Origin of the sequence: Neobacillus citreus, from assembly GCF_018343545.2 — a bacterium.
GTDB classification, from domain to species: Bacteria; Bacillota; Bacilli; order Bacillales; family Cytobacillaceae; genus Neobacillus; species Neobacillus citreus.
In genome coordinates this window covers 14,285-34,025 of record NZ_JAGYPE020000033.1, presented here as the reverse complement: position 1 = coordinate 34,025, position 19,741 = coordinate 14,285, and the positions used below count along the sequence as shown (strand labels likewise).

18 protein-coding genes are annotated in these 19,741 nt (G+C 43.2%); 16 read left to right on the top strand and 2 right to left on the bottom strand.

What is annotated here, in order from left to right:
* Positions 1 to 21 precede the first annotated feature (21 nt).
* From KHB02_RS17315 to KHB02_RS17285, 6 genes are all read left to right on the top strand, one after another.
* Positions 22 to 1,224: a CaiB/BaiF CoA transferase family protein gene (locus tag KHB02_RS17315; RefSeq protein ID WP_213143976.1), complete on the top strand. Its 1,203-nt coding sequence runs from the start codon at positions 22 to 24 to the stop codon at positions 1,222 to 1,224.
* A 32-nt stretch (positions 1,225 to 1,256) separates the two neighbouring features.
* Positions 1,257 to 2,492 carry a CaiB/BaiF CoA transferase family protein gene (locus KHB02_RS17310; protein ID WP_213143977.1) on the top strand — a complete coding sequence of 412 codons (1,236 nt, stop codon included), beginning with the start codon at positions 1,257 to 1,259 and terminating at the stop codon, positions 2,490 to 2,492.
* Positions 2,493 to 2,724: 232 nt separating this feature from the next.
* Entirely contained in the window at positions 2,725 to 2,868 is a 144-nt protein-coding gene (locus KHB02_RS17300; protein WP_213143979.1) for a hypothetical protein, read from the top strand.
* Positions 2,869 to 2,895: 27 nt separating this feature from the next.
* Positions 2,896 to 4,782, top strand: a complete 1,887-nt coding sequence (locus tag KHB02_RS17295; protein ID WP_213143980.1) for a CoA transferase — start codon at positions 2,896 to 2,898, stop codon at positions 4,780 to 4,782.
* Between the two features lie 52 nt (positions 4,783 to 4,834).
* Complete coding sequence (locus KHB02_RS17290) at positions 4,835 to 5,614, top strand: enoyl-CoA hydratase/isomerase family protein (protein ID WP_213143981.1); 780 nt, start codon at positions 4,835 to 4,837, stop codon at positions 5,612 to 5,614.
* A 60-nt stretch (positions 5,615 to 5,674) separates the two neighbouring features.
* Positions 5,675 to 6,406 (top strand): enoyl-CoA hydratase/isomerase family protein, encoded by a 732-nt coding sequence (locus KHB02_RS17285; protein WP_213143982.1) that lies wholly within the window; start codon positions 5,675 to 5,677, stop codon positions 6,404 to 6,406.
* A gap of 31 nt (positions 6,407 to 6,437) precedes the next feature.
* On the opposite strand, the gene KHB02_RS17280 is transcribed toward KHB02_RS17285, so the two are convergent.
* Together KHB02_RS17280 and KHB02_RS17275 are read right to left on the bottom strand one after the other, a co-directional pair.
* Positions 6,438 to 7,211: an IclR family transcriptional regulator gene (locus KHB02_RS17280; RefSeq protein WP_213143983.1), complete on the bottom strand. Its 774-nt coding sequence runs from the start codon at positions 7,209 to 7,211 to the stop codon at positions 6,438 to 6,440.
* Positions 7,212 to 7,336: 125 nt separating this feature from the next.
* On the bottom strand, positions 7,337 to 8,893 hold the full coding sequence (locus KHB02_RS17275; protein WP_213143984.1) for an amidohydrolase: 1,557 nt from the start codon (positions 8,891 to 8,893) through the stop codon (positions 7,337 to 7,339).
* A 111-nt stretch (positions 8,894 to 9,004) separates the two neighbouring features.
* On the opposite strand from KHB02_RS17275, the gene KHB02_RS17270 reads away from it, so the two are divergent.
* From KHB02_RS17270 to KHB02_RS17225, 10 genes are all read left to right on the top strand, one after another.
* A complete protein-coding gene (locus KHB02_RS17270; protein ID WP_241113921.1) occupies positions 9,005 to 9,757 on the top strand; it encodes an SDR family NAD(P)-dependent oxidoreductase in 753 nt (250 codons plus the stop codon).
* A gap of 59 nt (positions 9,758 to 9,816) precedes the next feature.
* Entirely contained in the window at positions 9,817 to 10,776 is a 960-nt protein-coding gene (locus tag KHB02_RS17265; protein ID WP_213143986.1) for an MBL fold metallo-hydrolase, read from the top strand.
* A gap of 125 nt (positions 10,777 to 10,901) precedes the next feature.
* Entirely contained in the window at positions 10,902 to 12,377 is a 1,476-nt protein-coding gene (locus KHB02_RS17260; RefSeq protein ID WP_213143987.1) for an aldehyde dehydrogenase family protein, read from the top strand.
* A 213-nt stretch (positions 12,378 to 12,590) separates the two neighbouring features.
* A complete protein-coding gene (locus tag KHB02_RS17255) occupies positions 12,591 to 13,340 on the top strand; it encodes an SDR family NAD(P)-dependent oxidoreductase (RefSeq protein WP_213143988.1) in 750 nt (249 codons plus the stop codon).
* Positions 13,341 to 13,364: 24 nt separating this feature from the next.
* On the top strand, positions 13,365 to 14,165 hold the full coding sequence (locus tag KHB02_RS17250; protein WP_213143989.1) for an SDR family NAD(P)-dependent oxidoreductase: 801 nt from the start codon (positions 13,365 to 13,367) through the stop codon (positions 14,163 to 14,165).
* A 73-nt stretch (positions 14,166 to 14,238) separates the two neighbouring features.
* Positions 14,239 to 15,504 carry an MFS transporter gene (locus tag KHB02_RS17245; RefSeq protein ID WP_213143990.1) on the top strand — a complete coding sequence of 422 codons (1,266 nt, stop codon included), beginning with the start codon at positions 14,239 to 14,241 and terminating at the stop codon, positions 15,502 to 15,504.
* A 109-nt stretch (positions 15,505 to 15,613) separates the two neighbouring features.
* Positions 15,614 to 16,027: a MarR family winged helix-turn-helix transcriptional regulator gene (locus KHB02_RS17240; RefSeq protein ID WP_213143991.1), complete on the top strand. Its 414-nt coding sequence runs from the start codon at positions 15,614 to 15,616 to the stop codon at positions 16,025 to 16,027.
* A gap of 141 nt (positions 16,028 to 16,168) precedes the next feature.
* Positions 16,169 to 16,903, top strand: a complete 735-nt coding sequence (locus tag KHB02_RS17235; protein WP_213143992.1) for a GntR family transcriptional regulator — start codon at positions 16,169 to 16,171, stop codon at positions 16,901 to 16,903.
* Between the two features lie 209 nt (positions 16,904 to 17,112).
* Complete coding sequence (locus tag KHB02_RS17230) at positions 17,113 to 18,162, top strand: LacI family DNA-binding transcriptional regulator (protein ID WP_213143993.1); 1,050 nt, start codon at positions 17,113 to 17,115, stop codon at positions 18,160 to 18,162.
* A gap of 88 nt (positions 18,163 to 18,250) precedes the next feature.
* Entirely contained in the window at positions 18,251 to 19,525 is a 1,275-nt protein-coding gene (locus tag KHB02_RS17225) for a Gfo/Idh/MocA family protein (RefSeq protein ID WP_213143994.1), read from the top strand.
* Positions 19,526 to 19,741 lie beyond the last annotated feature (216 nt).

Sequence of the window (19,741 nt, the reverse complement as noted above, 5' to 3'; positions counted from 1 at the left end):
CTAAGAAACGGGGTGAAAAAAGTGACAAAGCAGGCGCTTAATGGACTAAAGATAGTCGACCTATCCTGGCATATTGCTGGACCGTATTGTACGAAGCTATTGGCCGACTTAGGAGCGCAAGTCATTAAAATAGAACAGCCAAAATCCGGTGATCCCTCAAGACAGGAAGGACCGTTTCCAAATGACAATTCTGATCTTAATGCAAGCGGGCTGTTCGCCTATTTGAATAACAATAAGCAAGGAATTACCCTCAATTTAAAATCGGAACGTGCCGTAACAATCCTCAAAAATTTGGTTCGTGAGGCAGATATACTTGTCGAAAACTTCAGCCCGAAGGTGATGGGCAGCTTAGGTTTAAGCTATGAAGTGTTAAAGGAAATCAATCCAAGGTTGGTCATGACATCTATCTCTAACTTTGGCCAGTCAGGAAAGTACCGGGATTATAGGGGAACAGAATTAATTACTCAAGCGATGAGCGGATTTATTAGTTCGATAGGTGAGCCGACAAGAGAGCCACTAAGGGCAGGAGGCCAGCTACGAATCCTGGAATACCTTACTGGTGCATTTGCCGCAATGTCAACCATGGCTGCTTTATTCGAGCGGAGGAGGTCGGGGATTGGAAAACACGTGGATGTATCGATTACCGAATGCGGACTGCTGCAAAGATCGTATCCGACTGTTCAAAACTCTTTTCCTACTAGTCCTTCTAAGTATACAAAGAGATATGTCATGATGCCGAGCATAGAGAAATGCAAGGATGGGTATATCGGGATTAATCTTCTTACAGGGCAGCACTGGCAAGACTTTTGTTTGATGACGGAGATGTACGATTGGATTGACGACCCGCGATTTACAACCCTTTACTATCGATTACAACATAAGGAGCTATTTCGGGAAAGATTCGATAAATGGCTGATGGAGCATACAAGGGAAGAAATTATCCAACTTGGAACGGAATGGCGAATCCCAGTGAACCCTGTTCCCAACTTTGAAGAAATACTCAGCTTTCCACAGTATAAAGAACGGGAATTCTTCGTCGAAGTTGACCATCCTGTGATGGGAAAAGTCTCTCAGCCTGGCGCTCCGTACCGTATGTCCGAAACCCCATGGAGAATAAGTAGTCCGGCTCCGCTGCTAGGTGAACATAATTTGCGTATCTATCATGACCTTTTAGGATTTTCGGAATCTGAGCTTTCTAGTCTGGAGGCTGAAGGGGTCATTTAGTGATCTATATGATAAAAAAAGGGGATAACAACATGTCAACTTTTGCTTTGGAAGGCATTCGCATTCTTGATCTAAGCATGTGGTGGTCCGGCCCGTTGTGTACCTCCTATCTTGGGGCACTTGGAGCCGAAGTGATTAAGGTGGAATCAATACAGTTCCCTGACGGATTTAGATATACAATGGCACCTTCTGGAGAGAAGGATTGGTGGGAATTGGGACCACAATGGAACGCTGCAAATATGAACAAATTAGGGCTGACTCTCAATTTGAATGTACCTGAAGGCTTGGAGTTGTTTAAGGAATTAGTGGCAAAAAGTGATGTGGTAATTGAGAATTTCTCTCCACGGGTAATGGAAAACTTCGGTCTTTCCTATCAAGAACTTCAAAAAGTGAATCCGGAGATCATTTACGTCTCCATGCCTGCTTATGGCAGTACGGGTCCCTATCGCGACAAGCCGGGTTTTGCTTACACATTTGAAATTCTGTCCGGCATTGCCCAGACAAACGGATACGATAATGAGAATCCGTTGATCATTTCAGGAGTGGGGGATGTCATTTCAAGTTTTCATACGACCTATGCATTATTGGCTGCGCTGGAATATCGAAACCGGACAGGCAAGGGGCAGCACGTGGAGGTCGCGCAAACGGAGGCTTGTGCCAATTTTATTGGCCAGCCGATTGCAGATGTCTCCCTGAATGGACGCAATTGGGGACGTACTGGTAACCGTCAGCCCAATATGGCTCCCCACGGTGTCTACCGCAGTAAAGGAGAAGATTCTTGGGTAGCGATTTCGATCACGAATGATGAAGAATGGCGGAAATTTTGTGGGGTTATTGATAAGCCATCATTGGCGACTGACGAGCGGTTTCAAACAGCTTCGTGCCGTTGTCGGCATCAAGATGAACTCGACCAATTAGTAGAAAGCTGGACAATAAAATTAGGTCATTATGAGGCAGCTGATTTACTTCAGCATGCAGGAATAAGTGCTGGGCCTGTACTTGAGGTAGATGAGATGGAGGAGGATCCATTTTTACAAGGAATGTTCCAAGAAGTGACTCGTGATCTCAACGGAACTCATGCTTTTCCTTCCTGGCCGGTAAAATTCTCTGGTACTCGTCTTGAACATCACAGCCCTGCGCCAAAGCTTGGCCAGCATAATGAATATGTATTAAAAGGCCTCATGGGACTGTCCGAAAATCAAATCGAATCGTTGGAAAAAGAGGAAATCATTGGGGTTGAGCCGTTAGGAGCAAAGATAAGTAAATAGCTTTAAACACTATTCATTTCAATATCACCAAGGAGGCAGGGAGAATGTCGGTTAAGATTGGTACTAAATATGTATGTCCGAATTGTCATAGTGAATTTATCATAACGAAAGCAGGGATTGCAGACTTGAAATGCTGCGGTAACCCTTTAGAAAAGAAATAAGCCTGGAAGGTTCTAATGAAGGAACATCTTTTTAAGTGACTCAACTACTGAGTGAAAAAGGAGTGAAGGTAATGGCTAACCAGCTTGGAAAACGCTTGGAATGCAAGGAGTGCGGTAGTGAAGTTCTTTGTACTAAAGCAGGGGAAGGAACGGTCCAATGCTGTGGTGTTGATATGCAGCTGAAAAAACCGGTTGCTTTGCCAACGGCAGACTAATCCATTTTTGAGGGTGTGAAAAGGGTTATGGCAAAGGGGCTCGAAACGGAACTATTAATCGGACTTCGGATTTTGGAATTAACAGCCGGTCCTTCTGGCGGCTACGCTGGAAGGCTCTTTGCCGAAAGTGGAGCCGCGGTAACAAAGATACGGACTAGTTCAACATCTACATCTATTTTTAGGGATTCAAACAAAGTAATGGTAGAAACCACGTGCGAAAAAGAGTTCACCGAGACAGTGATAAGACTTCTAAAGGAACAGTGGGACATTATTCTTTGGGATAGTCATATCTCAGATGATACAAGAAGGCTGCTGACTGATCTACCGAAAACTTGTATCGGAATCTGTATTCAGTTCCCTTCGGGTGTTGACTCAGATGAGGAATATGCACTTCAGGCACTTGGGGGGTGGATGTCCCTTACCGGGGCCCCTGATTTTCCTCCTATGAATGTTGGGGGATATCCGGCTGCTTATTTAGTTGGTGCTCATGCGGCAACAGCAGGGCTGCTTGGTCTGGTTGAAAGGGGTTGGTCCGGAAAGGGGCGATTTGTGCAAATTCATGCCCTTACCATTGCTGTCAGCGCCCTTGAAGGAGCCTTTTCCACCTGCTTGGCCACAGGAATTTCCCGTGGCAGAACCGGCAACCGTCATAACAAATTGGCACCGATGACCATTTTGCCGGCTCTTGACGGCTGGGCCTTTGTCGGGGCGCCTGTCGATGAAAAGTGGGAATTGTTAGCGAGATGGGCGGAACTTCCCCTTCGGAATGAATGGTTGAATAATGAGGGACGCAAGATGGACTGTTCAAGATTGGAAGAAGAATTGGGAAACTGGAGCCGAAGGATGACGCGTGAAGAATTATTTATGACAGGGCAGGCACTCCGGCTGCCATTTTCGAAAGCCCAGACCGTTGAAGAGGTGCTTGCTTGTCCGCACTTGGACGCCCGAGGTGTTTGGGAAGCCACCAGCTCCAAGATAATAGGAATGCGGCTTCCTTGGAAGGTAAATAAAGGACCAGTTCCTACTATTAAACAGGGCACTTTTTTCAACAAACCATCTTGGAAGGGACTTAGGATCCTCGATTTGACCGGTATGTGGTCAGGTCCCTATTGCACTAGGATCTTTGCAGATTTAGGGGCAAAGGTCATTAAGGTGGAGGCACCCCATCGTCCAGATGGGATCCGTTCAAATCAGGGCTCCTCAGCCCCGTTTTTCAGGGAATTGAATCGTAATAAGCTTGGTGTCCAGTTAGACCTCCGTTTGCCGTCTGACCGTCAACAATTTCTCGAGCTAGTTAAGGTAAGTGATGTGCTTGTTGAAAATTTCAGCCCACGGGTTATGCCTAATTTTCAATTATCGAAGGAGGAGCTTTGGAAACATCGGCCGGACCTTACCATGGTTTCTCTTTCCGCCTTTGGGCAGACGGGACCATACTGTAACTTTGTTGGCTATGGGCCAACGTTGGAAGCGATGTCTGGAATGGCGGCGCTGACTAACCATTCTGAAGCAGAAGAAGGACCGTGGCTCCCTGGTTTTTCAGTAAGCGATATTGGAGCGGGGATTCATGGCGCGTTTGCTTTAGCTGCCGCACTTCTTTTTCGAATGGCGGCGGGGAGCGGCATCCAAATAGATGCTTCCCAATATGAAACGGCTTGTCAATTTACGGCTGATTATATACTAAATCAGAAGATACCGGAAAAGCCGAGAACACCTATTAGTGTGAATGGAATAAATGAGCTTGCCAATGATGGTCAGATCCTACGATTAATGATAGACGGCGGCCCACCGGTTCTTGGAATGCCTTGGAGTAGTCCTGACTGGGAGGCACAAACATTTCCCCCTCCAGCACTTGGCCAGCATACGGATGAGGTGATTCAGCTGGTCGGCCAAGGGGCGTCTGGTGCAGATTTATAAGATTAATAGATGTTATGTTATTTAACTTTTCCTATAAGAGGAGGTCTAATGAATGAAATACCGTTTTCTTGACGTGTGGGTCGATGATTGTATCGCCCATGTGCTGCTTAATAACCCTGAAAACCATAATCAATTCAATCCAGAAATGGCTCAAGAGCTTCTAAGTCTTGCCCGTGATGTACAAGAACGAGACGATATTAAAGTCATTGTGTTGGGTGCTCGGGGAAAGTGTTTTTCAAGCGGTCTCCCTGCTCCGGATGACGCAGAGGATTTCAGCGATGAAGCCTATTCAGCCTTGACTCTTGCCTGTGCTGCTCTTGAAGAGTGGGCTCGGTTGCCTGTGCCGATTATTGCGGCCATTAAGGGATATTGTGCGTCACTGGGTCTAAGCTTGGCTTGCATAGCGGATATCCGCTATGCAACTGAGAATGCGGTCTTTTCCGTTCCCGAATCAACCTGGGGGCGGGTACCCGCCGGAGGGATTACCCAGCGGTTACCGCGATTAATTGGCAAAGGTCCTGCCATGTCGATGCTCTTGGGAGGGGATGTGGTCCAGGCACACCAAGCTTTCCATTTAGGTTTGGTCAACAAATTAATAGAAGATGATTTACTTTGGGTTGAGGCTTGTAACAAGGCTAAGCAGCTTGTTAATATGTCCACCCTTTCCTTGCAATATACGAAAGAGTGTCTGTTAAGAGGAAGTGAACTGCCATTAGAACAGGCACTGCGCTTGGAACTTGATATTTATATGCTGCTCCAGACAAGTCAGGATCGGATGGAAGGGGTTAGGTCCTTTCTCGAAAAGCGAACTCCAAATTTTATAGGAGAATAGTGCACTAGATTCGCTTCGTTCCAACTATCTTTAGACTAAATTTAAAAAGGAGGGGGCATTTTGACAGAAAAAGAACATGCGGTCCTTTTGGAAAAAGACGGACAAATTGCAGTGATTACATTGAATAAGCCTGACAAATTAAACGCATTCAGTGTGGAAATAAGGGATCAATTATATGAAGCCTTACTTGCGGTTCGTGATGATCCATCCGTTGACGCTCTCGTCCTTTGTGGCGCAGGGCGGGGGTTTTGTGCAGGAGCGGATTTAACGGAATTTGGAACAGAGCCTGCCGTCATAAGGAAACGAAGGGTAAGATTGCAACGGGATTTATGGGATGAATTTCGCCGGTTTCCGAAACCGATTGCTGCAGCATTGCATGGCTTTGCGGTAGGGTCGGGACTGGAAATGGCGATGCTTTGTGATTTTCGGTTTGCAGCACCGGGAACCGTTCTTTCCCTTCCTGAGGCCGGTTTAGGAATGATTCCAGCGGCAGGAGGGACTCAGAGTCTGCCAAGATTGGTGCACCATGGTTTAGCCTTAGAATTTGCCCTTTGCGGCAATCGGATAACGGCTGAGGAGGGATTCGAGCGAAGAATGATTAGCCGGATCGTACCATCGGAGGATTTGCTCAAGACCACAATTGACTATATGAAAACACTGGTTGAACGTAATCCGCAATCATCGAGATGGATTAAAACATTGGTGGCTAACGGCTTAGAACTCCCGTTATCACAAGGTCTTGCCCGGGAGCAGGTTCTCGTGGCACGATCATGGACAGCAAGACGAACATAGGATTAATCTTATGTTCGTCTTGCGCCCTCGTTTATTGTGTTGTTTCCTGCCTTCTTTTGAATTCGGCAGATATATTGTCAGCAAAATCTACAACAAGTTTAACAAGTTCATCCTTTTTATCGTCAGACAGACGTGACATCGGAAGGAAGAGACCAAGCGCGGCAGTTGGCTCCTCACCGAGACCCCAGATTGGTGCCACGACTCCGCCGGAATCTGGAAAAGCTTCACCAAAACTTGTAGAATAGCTCAATGATCTGATTCTAGCTAGGTCTTCCTCTAAATTTTCGAAGTCAACCGGTGAATTTTTTTCAAAGCCAGTCCGCTTGATGTAGGTTTCCATATCAGCATTCGACATGTAGGCCATATGCAGCTTTCCGGCAGCACCTATAGTTAAATCGATTTCATCGCCAAAGGGGATGGTTACTTTAACGGGATAGATACTATCAATTCCGGTTAAAAAAATGTAGCTGTTTCCTGTTCGAATCGATAGATAAATAGACTCATTTGTCCGTTCAGCCAATTCCTGTATATATGGCTGAGAGATAGTGGTTATATCGTTCACTTGGAACTTTTGCACTAATTGGAAAAGAATCGGTCCAGGGTAATATTGTTTGGATTTTGGGTTTTTTACCAAAAAGCCGCGATCGGTCATGGTGGCAGCTAAGCGAAAAGCCGCCGTCTTACTGATGCCCAATTCCCGTTCCATGTCCATAAGCCCTATAGAGTCATATTTTAGAAACAATGAAAGAATTGAGATAGCATTATCTACCGTGCTTGATCGATGAATCGTCTTTTTCGTATCCATGATGTCCCCCTAAAACCAGTTTCTAAAGTAATCTGGAAATCCTATTGTCTTCCTTCATGAAAGTTACATTCATTATAAGGGAAGCACCTATTTTTTACAAACTATGAAAATAATGAATATCTTAATTATCTATGATAAACAAGGTTTCCGGCAGACCAGGCTGCATGTACGTTTATGCTGCTTAGAGCCTCCAAAGTGCAGGTAAGGGGATTCTGGTCCAACAGAATGAGATCGGCTTGGTATCCTGGGTGAATCATGCCGCGTACTTTCTTCCAACCGCCAGCGAGTGCTGCACCTGTTGTATACATTTCTAAAGCCTGCCAGCGGTTCAGTTTTTCAGCGGGACCAATAGTCCTGCCGGAAAATGAAGTCCGCGTACAGGCCGTTTTCATTCCAATCCAGGGATCGAATGTAGCTACGGGTGCGTCTGATCCGGCCGCAAGTGTGATGTTTTCTGACAGCAAGCTGTTCATCCGATACAGCCATTCATGTTCGAGTGGATCGACATCGATAAGGTATCGGTCGCCATGATCATAAATAAGACTTGGATTTGTCACGACGATGATTCCTAATGCTGAAATTTCTGGTAAAAATGCTTCTGGGCAAAGACTAAGGTGTTCAAGCCGGTGGCGGATGTTGTTTTTCGGATGCCTTTCCCGGGCCGAGCGAATAGCCTCTGTTGCTGCCCAGACCATTTCGGGGTCAACAACATGAACGGCTATTGGTACATTTCGACCAGTGGCTTCAACCGCTATCCGAGAAAGTTCCTGGATAGAGGGATAAAGTTCAGGAAGTGCTTCAAGCACTACTTTGAGCGAACCCATTTCTAAGCGCTTTGAAATCCCGGCCGGCAGTTCTTCTGCCAGGTGTCGAGCCATGGGCATATGATTATGTTCATTTGCCATCATTTGAATGGAAATTGGCCAATTATCCTGCTGAATTCGTGCTGCCCAGAACTCCAAGTCATCAAGCGTATTGGTAGGGGTAGCATCCTGGACTGCAGTAATCCCTTTTTTGAGCAGCCCGTTTAGCAGATGGTTTGCCCCATTTTGCAGTTCGGATGCAGTAATGGGAGGTATCACATATTGAGAAAGCCAAGTATCGCCGCCATATACAATTCCTGTTGGTTTTCCTGTCTTAGGGTCACGGTCCACCCTCATTCCCGGCGGATCTGAGCTATTCGGTCCAATTCCGGAAAGTGCCAGTGCTGCACTGTTGAGGACTGAAGCATGACGAGTAATGTGGCGCAAACGAACGGGATGGTTTGGAGCGGCTTTATCCAAGTCCCAGCGGTTAGGATGACGGTTTTCAGTTAAAAAAAATGGATCGTATCCGGTCGCACGAATCCAAGTTCCTGTCGGTAAACGCTTGGCGTGTTCACGGATGGCCAGGATAATTTCTTCAATACTGTTTATTTTATTTCGACTGCAAGGCACCGCTAAATTCATGCTGGTTTGCGCGCGAAGGTGGCAATGGGCGTCAATGAGTCCCGGCAGCAATGTCATCCCTTCTCCATTTACGCGCATGCCGCCGGGTTTAATCGGCCATTTTTGTTCATTATTGGTTAGAAGTGCTGCAATTTTTCCATTCACAACAGCAACTCCGTTAGCAAACGGGAATTGCCGATCCATGGTAATTACCGATACATTTTCAATTACTAAATCTGCTGGAGTAAAGGGCATAATTGTAAGCTCCTCACAGTATCATTATTTCTTTATTTAATTGTAAATAAAAAATTACGAATATTCAAATCGCTGTGAAAAGTAAAACTACTAGATATGGAGGTTTTGAGATTGAAATTAAAAGATAAAGTGGCTTTAATTACGGGCGGATCTTCCGGTATCGGACGGGGGATTTGCCACGCCTTTGCAAAAGAGGGGGCAGCCGTTGTTTTTGTCGGTTTAAGTGAACAAAAAGGAAAAAGAACAGAGGAAGAATTGTTGAAGCTGGGCTGCAATGCCTTATTCATACAAGCTGATTTAGCTGATCGAAGCAAGCTGCCAAGCATCGTGGAAATGGTGATTGAAAGGTTTGGAAAACTGGATGTTTTAGTGAATAATGCACAGAGCTCAATAAATGTGACCTTTGAGGAAACAACGGAGGAAGTGATGGACTTGGCCTTGAATACAGGTTTTTGGTCCACCTTTATATTAATGAACAGTGCCTTGCCTTATTTAAAGCTAACGAAAGGGAAAGTGATTAATTTTGTATCGGGTGCAGGCATGATTGGACTGAGTAAACAGGCATCATATGCTGCAGCAAAAGAGGCAATCCGCGGAATTTCCCGTGTGGCCGCAACGGAATGGGGCCGATATGGAATTAATGTAAACCTGATATCACCCATTGCAAACTCGCCAGGTGTGGAACGATTACAGGTGGAACATCCGAATGCGTACAATAAAATGGTTTCGCTCATTCCGTTGGGCCGACTTGGAGATTGTGAGGAAGATATCGGGCGGGCAGCGGTATTTTTGGCCAGCAGTGATGCTGATTACATCACGGGCCAGACGATTATGGTTGATGGTGGGACCGTAATGGTCCGGTAAAGAATGGATTGTATCATTAGTAGGAAAATCACCGGTGTTTTAGGTAAGGAGGGAATATTTTGATACAAAAAATTTTAGAAAATGTATATCTGTTGAAAGTTCCGATTCCATATGACTTTGGGTATGTAAATTGCTATCTCATCAAAGGGGAAAAGGGATTTACAGTTATAGATACTGGTGATTATACAGACGAGGCGATCCAAGTTTGGCAAAAAGTCATGAGTGAAGGTGTCCGTGTTGAAAAAGTAGTCATAACTCATGCCCATACGGACCATCTCGGTTTAGCTGGCTGGTTTCAAGAGCAGTTTAACGTTCCTGTTTGGATGGCGTCGAAAAGCTACGTTGAATTAAAAAAAATCCGCGCCTTATTTATCGATAAAACATATTCGAATCCGATTGCTTCATTTTTAGAAAAGCATGAAGGACCGCCTTATCCTAAGGAAGACGATCGGTTTCATCAGTTTATCTCCTACCAGTTTGACCCAGATGAGCTATTTGAAGAAAATGAAGAAATTATCCTGGGTGATTCTGGATATAGAACGATATGGACTCCAGGACACTCGCCTGACCATTTTAGCTTTTATAACAAGAAAGAACAGGTTCTTTTCGTTGGAGATCATATTTTAAACTCTATTAATCCGATTGTTATTTGCAATGGAGAGGGTGATAATCCTTTAAAAGATTACTTTCTAGCAATAGAAAAGCTCCTGCCTTGCAAGGCAAAATATGTTCTTCCGGGGCATGGTGAACAGATTAACGACTTAGGTGCAAGAATCGAATTGATGATGTCACATTATCAAAAAAGGTGGGAGCAAACCTTTCATGCTATTGATGAGGATGGAAGCACCGCGTTTCAGGTTTCACAACGTGTATATGGAAAGAATCTGTCCCCTGAGCGTGCAGGTGCCGCCTTTTTCCAAACGATTACAAACTTGGTTTATTTAGAATCACTTGGCCATATCCGAATGGAAGAATATAATGGGAAAATTTTATTCTATCAATCGGGCAAAAAATACTAAACCCTTAGATTATTTTTTACAAAAATCAATATCTATTTATTGGGAAAATCTACATTGAAGGCTTTAGTTCTATTACTTAAAATTGAATAGAAGGCTATTTCATTTAGTTGAAAGGGTGAGGCATTGTGGCAATTACGAAGGAAATAAAACAGTATCAAAATCTTATTAATGGGAGATTGCTAACGTCTTCTGATGATCGAACAATGGATGCAATTAATCCTGCAACGGGCGATGTTTGGGCAAAGATTCCTTTAAGTACGATTGAGGATGTAGACGCAGCAGTTACCGCAGCACGCACTGCTTTTCCCAAGTGGGCTGCGCTTTCAGCGGGTGAGCGCGCAGAATATTTAAGACGAATTGCAAACGTTTTGGATACGTATGGCCAGGAACTGGCAGAGCTGGAGACAAAGGATAATGGCTGGGTCATTAGGGAAACCATTTATGGATTAATCCCCGTTTTGAAACAGATTTGGTATGATGCAGCTGGTGCAGCGTCTGTGGCCAGCAGGGGCGAAACGGTTCCCCTCGGGCCTACTTCCTTTGGTTATACAATCCGTGAACCATTAGGCGTTGTATTGGGTATTATTCCGTGGAATGCTCCATTATTTACCTTCACCTTAAAAGCAGCCTATGCCTTGGCAGCTGGAAATACTGTTATTATTAAACCTTCTGAGTTAGCTGCTGTGGGATCACTCCGATACGGAGAAATCCTGGCAGAAATATTGCCTCCCGGTGTGCTAAATGTTATTTCTGGATTAGGTAGTGAAATAGGCGATTCCCTCGTTGCTCACAAAGGAGTTAATAGAGTTAGTTTGACCGGTTCAGGCAGGACGGCAAGGGCTATCGTTCAATCTACCGCAAGGGACCCAAAACCATTAACACTTGAATTGGGCGGAAAATCTCCGAACATAGTCTTTGAAGACGCTGACCTTAATAAAGCGGCAGAAGGAATTACAACGAATGGAATTTTTACCGGCAATGCAGGGCAAATATGCGTGGGCGGTTCAAGAATCCTAATCCAGCAATCTATATTTGATGAAATGTTAACGCTGATGAAAGCTAAGACTTTAGAACCACTTAAACTTGGGGATACAATGGATTTTACAAGTACAATGGGGCCAATTGCAAACCAGGCACAATATGAGAAGGTTTGTTCTTATATAGATTTAGGGGTTCAAGAGGGCGGAAAAATCATTTTTGGCGGCAGATACGGAGGCGAAGTTCTATTGCCAGGGCAGCCGCAGTTTTCCAACGGATACTGGGTTGAGCCTACATTAATTCAAGTAGATAAAAACTCATATCGTATTTGCCAGGAGGAAATTTTCGGACCAGTGGCGGTTGTAATCCCATTTGAGACAGAAGAAGAGGCTATTGAAATTGCCAATGATACAGCCTATGGTTTGGGAGCCGGAGTTTGGACAACAAACCTTGGGCGTGCCCAACGAATGATAAAATCCTTGGAATCTGGTAATGTTTGGGTGAATACCTACCGCAGGGTTGGGGTTGAGCTGCCGTTTGGCGGATTTAAAGAAAGCGGCTTCGGCAAGGACTCTATTTTAGAAAATACACGTGAAAAAGCATGTGTGATTGAGATTGGATAACTTGTATATTTGATAAATTTTATTTTTGGCAACGGTTGTGAACGGTCCCCTTATAGTAGACAGATATAAAAAAGCACTTCAATCTGTCTTTATTGAGGGGATTTTTTATAGGGAAAACAACATAACAACGTTGCAAGAGGTAAAAAATATTGATAAAATTAGGTGTCTAATATTTAGATACCTAAATTATTTTAAAGAAAAGAGGTCATACGAATGAAGTTACAAGGAAAAGTGGCAATAGTTTCTGGAAGCGCTTCAGGTATTGGCAGAGGGATTGCTCTTGCTATGGCCAAGGAAGGCGCTCATATCGCCATTGTCGATGTAAATGAAGAAAAGGGAAAAGAAACTCTTGCAGATGTAACCCAATTTACAGAGGGTATGCTTTTTATTAAGGATATCTCAGTCAAAGAAAACGTATATGCGATTGTGGACGCTGTGGTTAAGAAGTTTGGCAAGTTGGACATTATGGTCAATAATGCGCATGCATCTAGACAGGCACTATTTATTGAAACCACCCAAGAACTCTTAGATTTATCCTTTGGGACAGGCTTTTATCCGACATTTCATTTTATGCAGGCAGCCTACCCTGAATTGAAGAAAACAAAGGGTAAGGTGATAAATTTTGCATCAGGTGCCGGCCTTGAAGGACAAGTCACCCAAACTTCTTATGCAGCAGCAAAAGAAGCCATTAGAGCCATTTCACGTGTGGCAGCGAATGAATGGGGCCCTGAAGGAATTAATGTTAACATGATTTCGCCAATCGCCCTTACAGCAGGTGTTGAGCAATGGCGTGATAGTGCTCCACAATTATACGATGAGATGATTAATAAAATTCCTCTCCGCCGCCTTGGTGATCCAGAACAAGATATCGGCAAGGCAGCAGTTTTCTTGGCAAGCAGTGATTCTGATTATATTACTGGTCAAACTATCATGGTAGACGGCGGTTCAATAAAATTACGCTAAACACTTCAGAAAGGGGATTTGAACATGGGAAGAGTTCAAGATAAGGTGGCGCTGGTAACCGGCGGCGCCTCAGGTATAGGATTATCATCAGCAACATTATTGGCTAAGGAAGGTGCAAAAGTTGTCATTGCCGATTTTAATGTTGATGGGGCTAAAGAAGCAGCAGAAAGGATCAAAGCCGAAGGCGGAGAAGCTGTAGGGATTTTCCTTGATGCGGGAGATGAAAATTCAATTAAGGAAGCAGTCGAATTTACAGTTGAACAATATGGTAAGATTACCGTTCTTTATAATAATGTTGGCTCGACAAACCTTCAAAAAGATCTGGATGTAGTTAACATGGATCTCAATGAATGGGACCGGCTCATGAATCTGAATTTAAAAAGTGTACTGCTGGGCAGCAGATTCGCAATTCCACACATGATTAAATCCGGCGGTGGTTCGATTATTAACACAGCATCAATGGCAGGCTTTTTCGGCGATTCAATTCGTGCCGCATATGGAGCATCAAAAGCTGGTGTAGTCAATCTGACAAGATATATTGCAGCCCAATATGGAAAAAATCATATTCGCTGTAATGCCGTGGCACCAGGTTTAATTTTGACACCTGCAGCAAAAAATAATATGCCGCCTGACGTTTTGGATATTTTTGCAAAATATAATGCCCTTCCATATCACGGTGAACCGGATGATATCGGTAATACGGTTTTATTCTTGGCTTCAGATGAATCCAAATTTATTACCGGGCAGACAATCCAAGTAGAGGGCGGCCATTATATTGCTAACCCAACTAGTCCGGATTTTGAAGAATTTATGAAAAAATCTTAAAACTATATTTAGTAATTTATAGGATTTATATATTAAATAATTTATATTGTCGAATTGGGGTTATGGGGAAATCATGGATCAAAAAAAGGGGAAAATTCACTATGCTTGGTGGATATTATTAGGGCTTTGTATAATAGTTGGTTTAGGAAAAGGTGCTTTAAATAATTCGGCGGGGCTATTTTTAACACCTATTACGAAAGACCTTGGAATCGGGATGGGAAGTTTAACTTTATATTTAAGTGTATCAGCAATTGTAACGATGTTTTTTTTACCTATTGGCGGAAAATTAATGGCAAAGTACAATACCCGTTTGCTTCTAAGTATCGCTATTGTATTGCAGGCAGGGGCTTTTGCTATGTTTGGTATGATGGATTCTGTTTGGGGTTGGTATATTTTCGCCATTCCGCTGGCCGTAGGTGGAGTATTTATAACTGTGATTGCTGGCCCAGTTTTAATCAATCAGTGGTTTAAAAAGAATAATGGCCTAGCACTAGGAATCATGAGTGCTGCCGGAGGAGCACTTGGTGCAGTTTCCCAGCCAATTGTAGGAAATTTAATTGCAAACCAAGGGTGGAGAGGCTCATATATAATTGTAGGAATTACGGTCATTGTTATTGTTGTTCCGATCGTATTAATTTTTATTCGAAAATCACCTCAAGACAGTGGCTTGCTTCCGTATGGAATGGCAGAAATTAAAAAGAATGGTAATGATACTATACAGGAATCTAAAAATAAAGGTGTCGCTATGGTCGATGCTAGAAAATCCTACGCATTTTATGCACTTATGATCTTTTTCTTTTTAATTACATCCATTGCCAGTTTTTCGATTCATATTCCCACCTATTTGATGAACAAAGGATTCGATGTTGCTTTTGTAGGCAATGTAATGGGGTCCTATATGCTAGGTGTGTTAGTCGGGTCATTAGTGATTGGATTTTTAAGTGATAAAATCGGATCAAAAAATACAGCTATTTTTGCAATGGCAACAGGACTAATAGCGGTATGTTTATTGTTATTCTTTGCTTCAAGTTCAATTATCATAACGTTTGCCGTTGCCCTTTTTGGATTTATATCCTCTTCTATTGGAACATTGGGACCGGCCCTTACAACCAGCTTATTTGGAAATAAAGAATATAGCCAAATATACTCATCTGCTTCAATGGGGTTGGCAGTTGCATCTATAGTTGCCCTGCCTGCCTATGGTTATGTTTTTGATTTTATAGGAAGTTATATTCCAGTTTTATATGCCATTATCATTATGTTGATTATTAATATTGGATGTGTCATGTTCGCATTCAAAGGCAAAAAGAAGTTAGAACAAGCAGGATTGTGGAATTAGAATATTGGTTATTGATGGTGGATTCTCAGCTAAATAGCGTGTATTCTAAATAGAGCCCCTAATTTAATAATTAGGGGCTCTTATCTATAGGAAGTGAGGATTAACCCTGATGAATGATCAGACCATTTTTGAACTGATTCATAATATGGATAAATTTACAAATAATTTAATTGTTAAATGGAATAAAATGTTCAATGAAGAACTTGGTGTTTCCCATATCCTTGTTCTCGGACACCTTAAGGAAAATGGAAAAAGCCGCCCATCAGATCTTGCGAAAACCTTAGGATTAACTCCTGCTACTTTAACACATTTATCAGAAAAACTTGTTAAAAAAAAATTAGCTGTCAGAGTAACAGATGAGTCTGATCGTCGAATTATCTATTTACAAATAACTGATAAAGGAATCGATACGGTTATAAGAGCAAACAAAGAAGGGCAGTTGCTGCGGAAAACTCTTTTTGAAAAGTTAACCCAGGAAGAAAAAGAATTCATGTTAAAAATTTATGAAAAACTAAATGCTTGAAATGAAAATAAATCTGATTTAATAATCCGCAAAACTGAAAAAAACGGCAAAGAACTCCTTAACAGACTCCTGATGGATTGATGGTACAATTGATGGTATAATGAGCCTAACCTGTCGTATCGTGGAGGAAGGTAGATTACGATGAAACCATTGCAAAGTGATAGTGTCATACCACTGTATCATCAGCTTAAGGAAAGACTAAAACAGTCCATTGATAGTGGTGACTGGAAGCCTGGTGATCAAATTCCGTCAGAGCACCAATTAATGAATGATTATAATGTCAGTAGAAATACAGCAAAAAAAGCGATTGAAGAACTCGTTCAGGATGGGCTTCTTTATCGTGTTCAGGGGAAGGGCACGTTTGTCGCAAAACCAAAGCTGCTCCAGCAGTCCCTAATGGGATTATATAGTTTCAGCAAGGGCTTTAAGGAAAAAGGAATGGTTCCCAATGACATTGTCATTGACATCCGAGAAGTCAAGCCGACCCCGGAGATTATGGAAGAACTGCAAGTAACCAATGAGGAACATGTCATTGAAATGAAGCGCCTTCGCTGTGTCGATGATGACCCGTATATTCTGGAATCTTCCTTTTTCCCAAAAAGAGTGGTCCCGAATATGGAGCCATTGAAGAGGGTGGGGGAGACCTCCCTGTATGATTTGCTTGAAGCGGAATTTAACATCATTGTGAACAGGGCAATTGAGGCATTTGAACCCGTTTTAATTCGTCCGGACGAAAGTGAATTTCTAAAAACAGAAGCTGGGAAGCCCGCTTTGTTGTTAGAACGGACCGCTTTTGACACGAGCGGGAAACCAGTGGAATTTTGCCGTTCGATTGTGCGCGGCGACCGCTGCCGGTTTTATACGGAACTCACGTAGATTCATCCTCATCAAAACAGTCTCACTACAAACAGTGAGGCTTTTTAAAAAATGTATGTATCTCCTAAACTGCTGTGGCAGTTTAATTTACAAGAAAGATTTTATTATAATGGATATTGACTTAAAATTACGAATGGTGCTATATTCTTATTAATTCAAAAAATTTAAGCAATTGCCGTTGTAAGCTTTGACCTCGAGGTGTTTTACTAGTGGTAAGATTAAAAGATATTGCGGAACATGTAGGCGTTTCCATCTCTACGGTTTCGCGGGTCATTCAAAATGACCAAACACGAAATGTGAATCAAGAAACGAAGAATAAGATTTGGCAGGCGGTTAAGGAGTTAGGTTATACACCGAACCAGCATGCCCGCAATCTTGTTCACAATAAACAACAAAAAAGCAATACACGAACGATGAAAATCGGCTGGGTAGCAAACCCAAAGCAAGCGGAAATCAACCCGTACTTTTCCGATATCTATACCGGGATTCGTGATACATTAACGAATCAAGATTACACCCTAATAAGTATTACCAAGGATGAGCTGGAAAATGAATCGCTGCTCCATAAGACAATCCATGACTTGGGGATTGAAGGGTTGCTGCTGATCGACAGGATTGATGACAGCCTGATTGACTACATACAAAAAACAATTCCTGTGGTAGGACTGGACTTTTTCTATACGAATAAGAATATCGCCATTGTCGATTATGACCGTAAGGAAGCCATTAAAACGGTCGTTAAGCATTTGATCAGCCAAGGACATCGAGAAATCGGGTTTATTGGCGGCGGGGCAAATGAAACCTATAAGGATTTACATGATGAATCCCGGTTTAAAGGTTTTCAAGCTGCAATGGACGAAGCGGGACTTGCCATGAGGCAGGAATGGGTCCTCAACACGAAGTGGAAAATGGAAAACAGCTACGATGAAATGAATCAGCTGATTCAAAACAATCCCGGTCATTTACCGACTGCGATGGTATGCGCCAGTGACATGATGGCCATAGCTGCGATGAGAGCTGCAATTGAAAATGAGTTAAGAATTCCGGAAGACATCGCCTTCTTTGGTGTCGATAATATCGAAATGGGGAAATATTCTTCACCGCCGCTTTCAACTGTTGATATCCCTAAATATGAAATGGGAAAAATGGCAGCGAAGACGATCATGGAAATCGTAGAAGAAAAAGTAACGCTTCCCATCAAGCTGATTTTACCATTTGAATTGGTCATTCGTGAGTCATCTGCTATAAAACGGACCTAACCGGTTCCTTTTTTTAAAAGCTCTTGGAAAACGTTTGGATAACACTCGGAAAATTTTCCGAAGAAACCGAAATGAGAGGAGAAGGATTATGAAAACAATGACAGCACTCCTGATTGGAGCGGGTGACAGAGGGGCAAGGGCTTATGCTCCGTATGCTGCGGCTTATCCGAATGAATTGAAGATAGTCGGTGTCGCGGAGCCGTGGGCCGAAAGAAGAGCAAAGGTGCAGGAAGCTCACCTGATTCTGACGGAAAATTGTTATGAATCGTGGGAAGAGGCACTGCAGAAAGACCAGCCGATTGCGGAAATTGCCATCATCTGTACACTCGACCGGGATCACTTTAAGGTAACAATGAGAGCATTGGAGCTGGGCTATCATGTTCTGTTGGAAAAACCAATGTCCCCGGATCCATTGGAATGTATTTTAATGGAACAGCAGGCGAAAAAATATAACCGGCAGCTGACCATCTGCCACGTCCTAAGATATACCGATTTCTGGTCCACGATTAAAAAGGTGATTGCTAATGGGGATATTGGTGAGGTTGTCTCTCTGCAGCTGAATGAAAATGTGGAAGTCATGCATATGTCCCACAGCTTTGTCAGAGGGAATTGGAACAATAAAGAAAAATCAAGTCCAATGATCCTTCAGAAATCCTGCCATGACATGGATATTATCTCGTTTGTGATGGGGAAAGAGTGTAAACGTATAAGCTCCTATGGCTCGTTGATGCATTTCAAAGAAGAAAATGCCCCCGCCGGTGCGCCGCTCCGATGTTTGGATGGCTGCCCTGCCGAGCATGAGTGCCCATTCCATGCGGGAAGATATTATCTTGGCGAAGGAAAGGGCTGGGCAAAGAAATTCACCGAGGACCATACAAACGAAGGGATTATCAAAGCATTAAATGAAACCCCTTACGGAAAATGCGTGTACCGCTCTGACAATAATGTTGTTGACCATCAGGTAGTCAATATGGAATTTGCGGACGGTGCCACGGCCACCTTCAGCATGTGCGGCTTTACAAGAGAGCAGACGCGAATTGTCCAGATCATGGGTACCAAAGGAGAAATCCGTGGAAATATGGAGGAAAATAAGATTTCTATCTTTGACTTCCTGACCAAGCAAGAAACGGTCATCCATTTTGATCGGCCTATAGGCGGGCACGGCGGCGGTGATCAAGGAATCATGAGGACATTCCTCCGGGAGATCCAGTTTGGCAATAACGAGGGCGGGGTTTCTTCTGCTGCTGCTTCCGTTAGAAGCCACCTGATGGCATTTGCCGCTGAAGAATCCCGCTTGCATGAGGGCCAATCTATTAATATCGATAACTATTATCAAAGTTTACAAGAAACCATTAAAGCTTAAAGTTGAAAAAATTGGATTGTCACACCGCGTTTTCGTGGTGATGCAATAATAAATTAAAGGCAAGAAGGAATGAAATAATTAACCTGATTAGGAAAACGTTTGGATGCGGAGGTGGTAAGCGTTATCTAAATATGTTAAGAGAAACCTAAATGGATCAACATGAAGATTTTTTATCATCTAGAAAAACCCTTATGTGTAAAACAGTAATGAATTGAA

Bases quoted from the DNA above. Each gene is read 5' to 3' on its own strand.
- KHB02_RS17310 (WP_213143977.1), top strand. From the start codon at position 1,257: ATGTCAACTTTTGCTTTGGAAGGCATTCGCATTCTTGATCTAAGCATG.
- KHB02_RS17300 (WP_213143979.1), top strand. From the start codon at position 2,725: ATGGCTAACCAGCTTGGAAAACGCTTGGAATGCAAGGAGTGCGGTAGT.
- KHB02_RS17295 (WP_213143980.1), top strand. From the start codon at position 2,896: ATGGCAAAGGGGCTCGAAACGGAACTATTAATCGGACTTCGGATTTTG.
- KHB02_RS17290 (WP_213143981.1), top strand. From the start codon at position 4,835: ATGAAATACCGTTTTCTTGACGTGTGGGTCGATGATTGTATCGCCCAT.
- KHB02_RS17280 (WP_213143983.1), bottom strand. From the start codon at position 7,211: ATGGATACGAAAAAGACGATTCATCGATCAAGCACGGTAGATAATGCT.
- KHB02_RS17275 (WP_213143984.1), bottom strand. From the start codon at position 8,893: ATGCCCTTTACTCCAGCAGATTTAGTAATTGAAAATGTATCGGTAATT.
- KHB02_RS17255 (WP_213143988.1), top strand. From the start codon at position 12,591: ATGAAGTTACAAGGAAAAGTGGCAATAGTTTCTGGAAGCGCTTCAGGT.
- KHB02_RS17250 (WP_213143989.1), top strand. From the start codon at position 13,365: ATGGGAAGAGTTCAAGATAAGGTGGCGCTGGTAACCGGCGGCGCCTCA.
- KHB02_RS17245 (WP_213143990.1), top strand. From the start codon at position 14,239: ATGGATCAAAAAAAGGGGAAAATTCACTATGCTTGGTGGATATTATTA.
- KHB02_RS17240 (WP_213143991.1), top strand. From the start codon at position 15,614: ATGAATGATCAGACCATTTTTGAACTGATTCATAATATGGATAAATTT.
- KHB02_RS17235 (WP_213143992.1), top strand. From the start codon at position 16,169: ATGAAACCATTGCAAAGTGATAGTGTCATACCACTGTATCATCAGCTT.
- KHB02_RS17225 (WP_213143994.1), top strand. From the start codon at position 18,251: ATGAAAACAATGACAGCACTCCTGATTGGAGCGGGTGACAGAGGGGCA.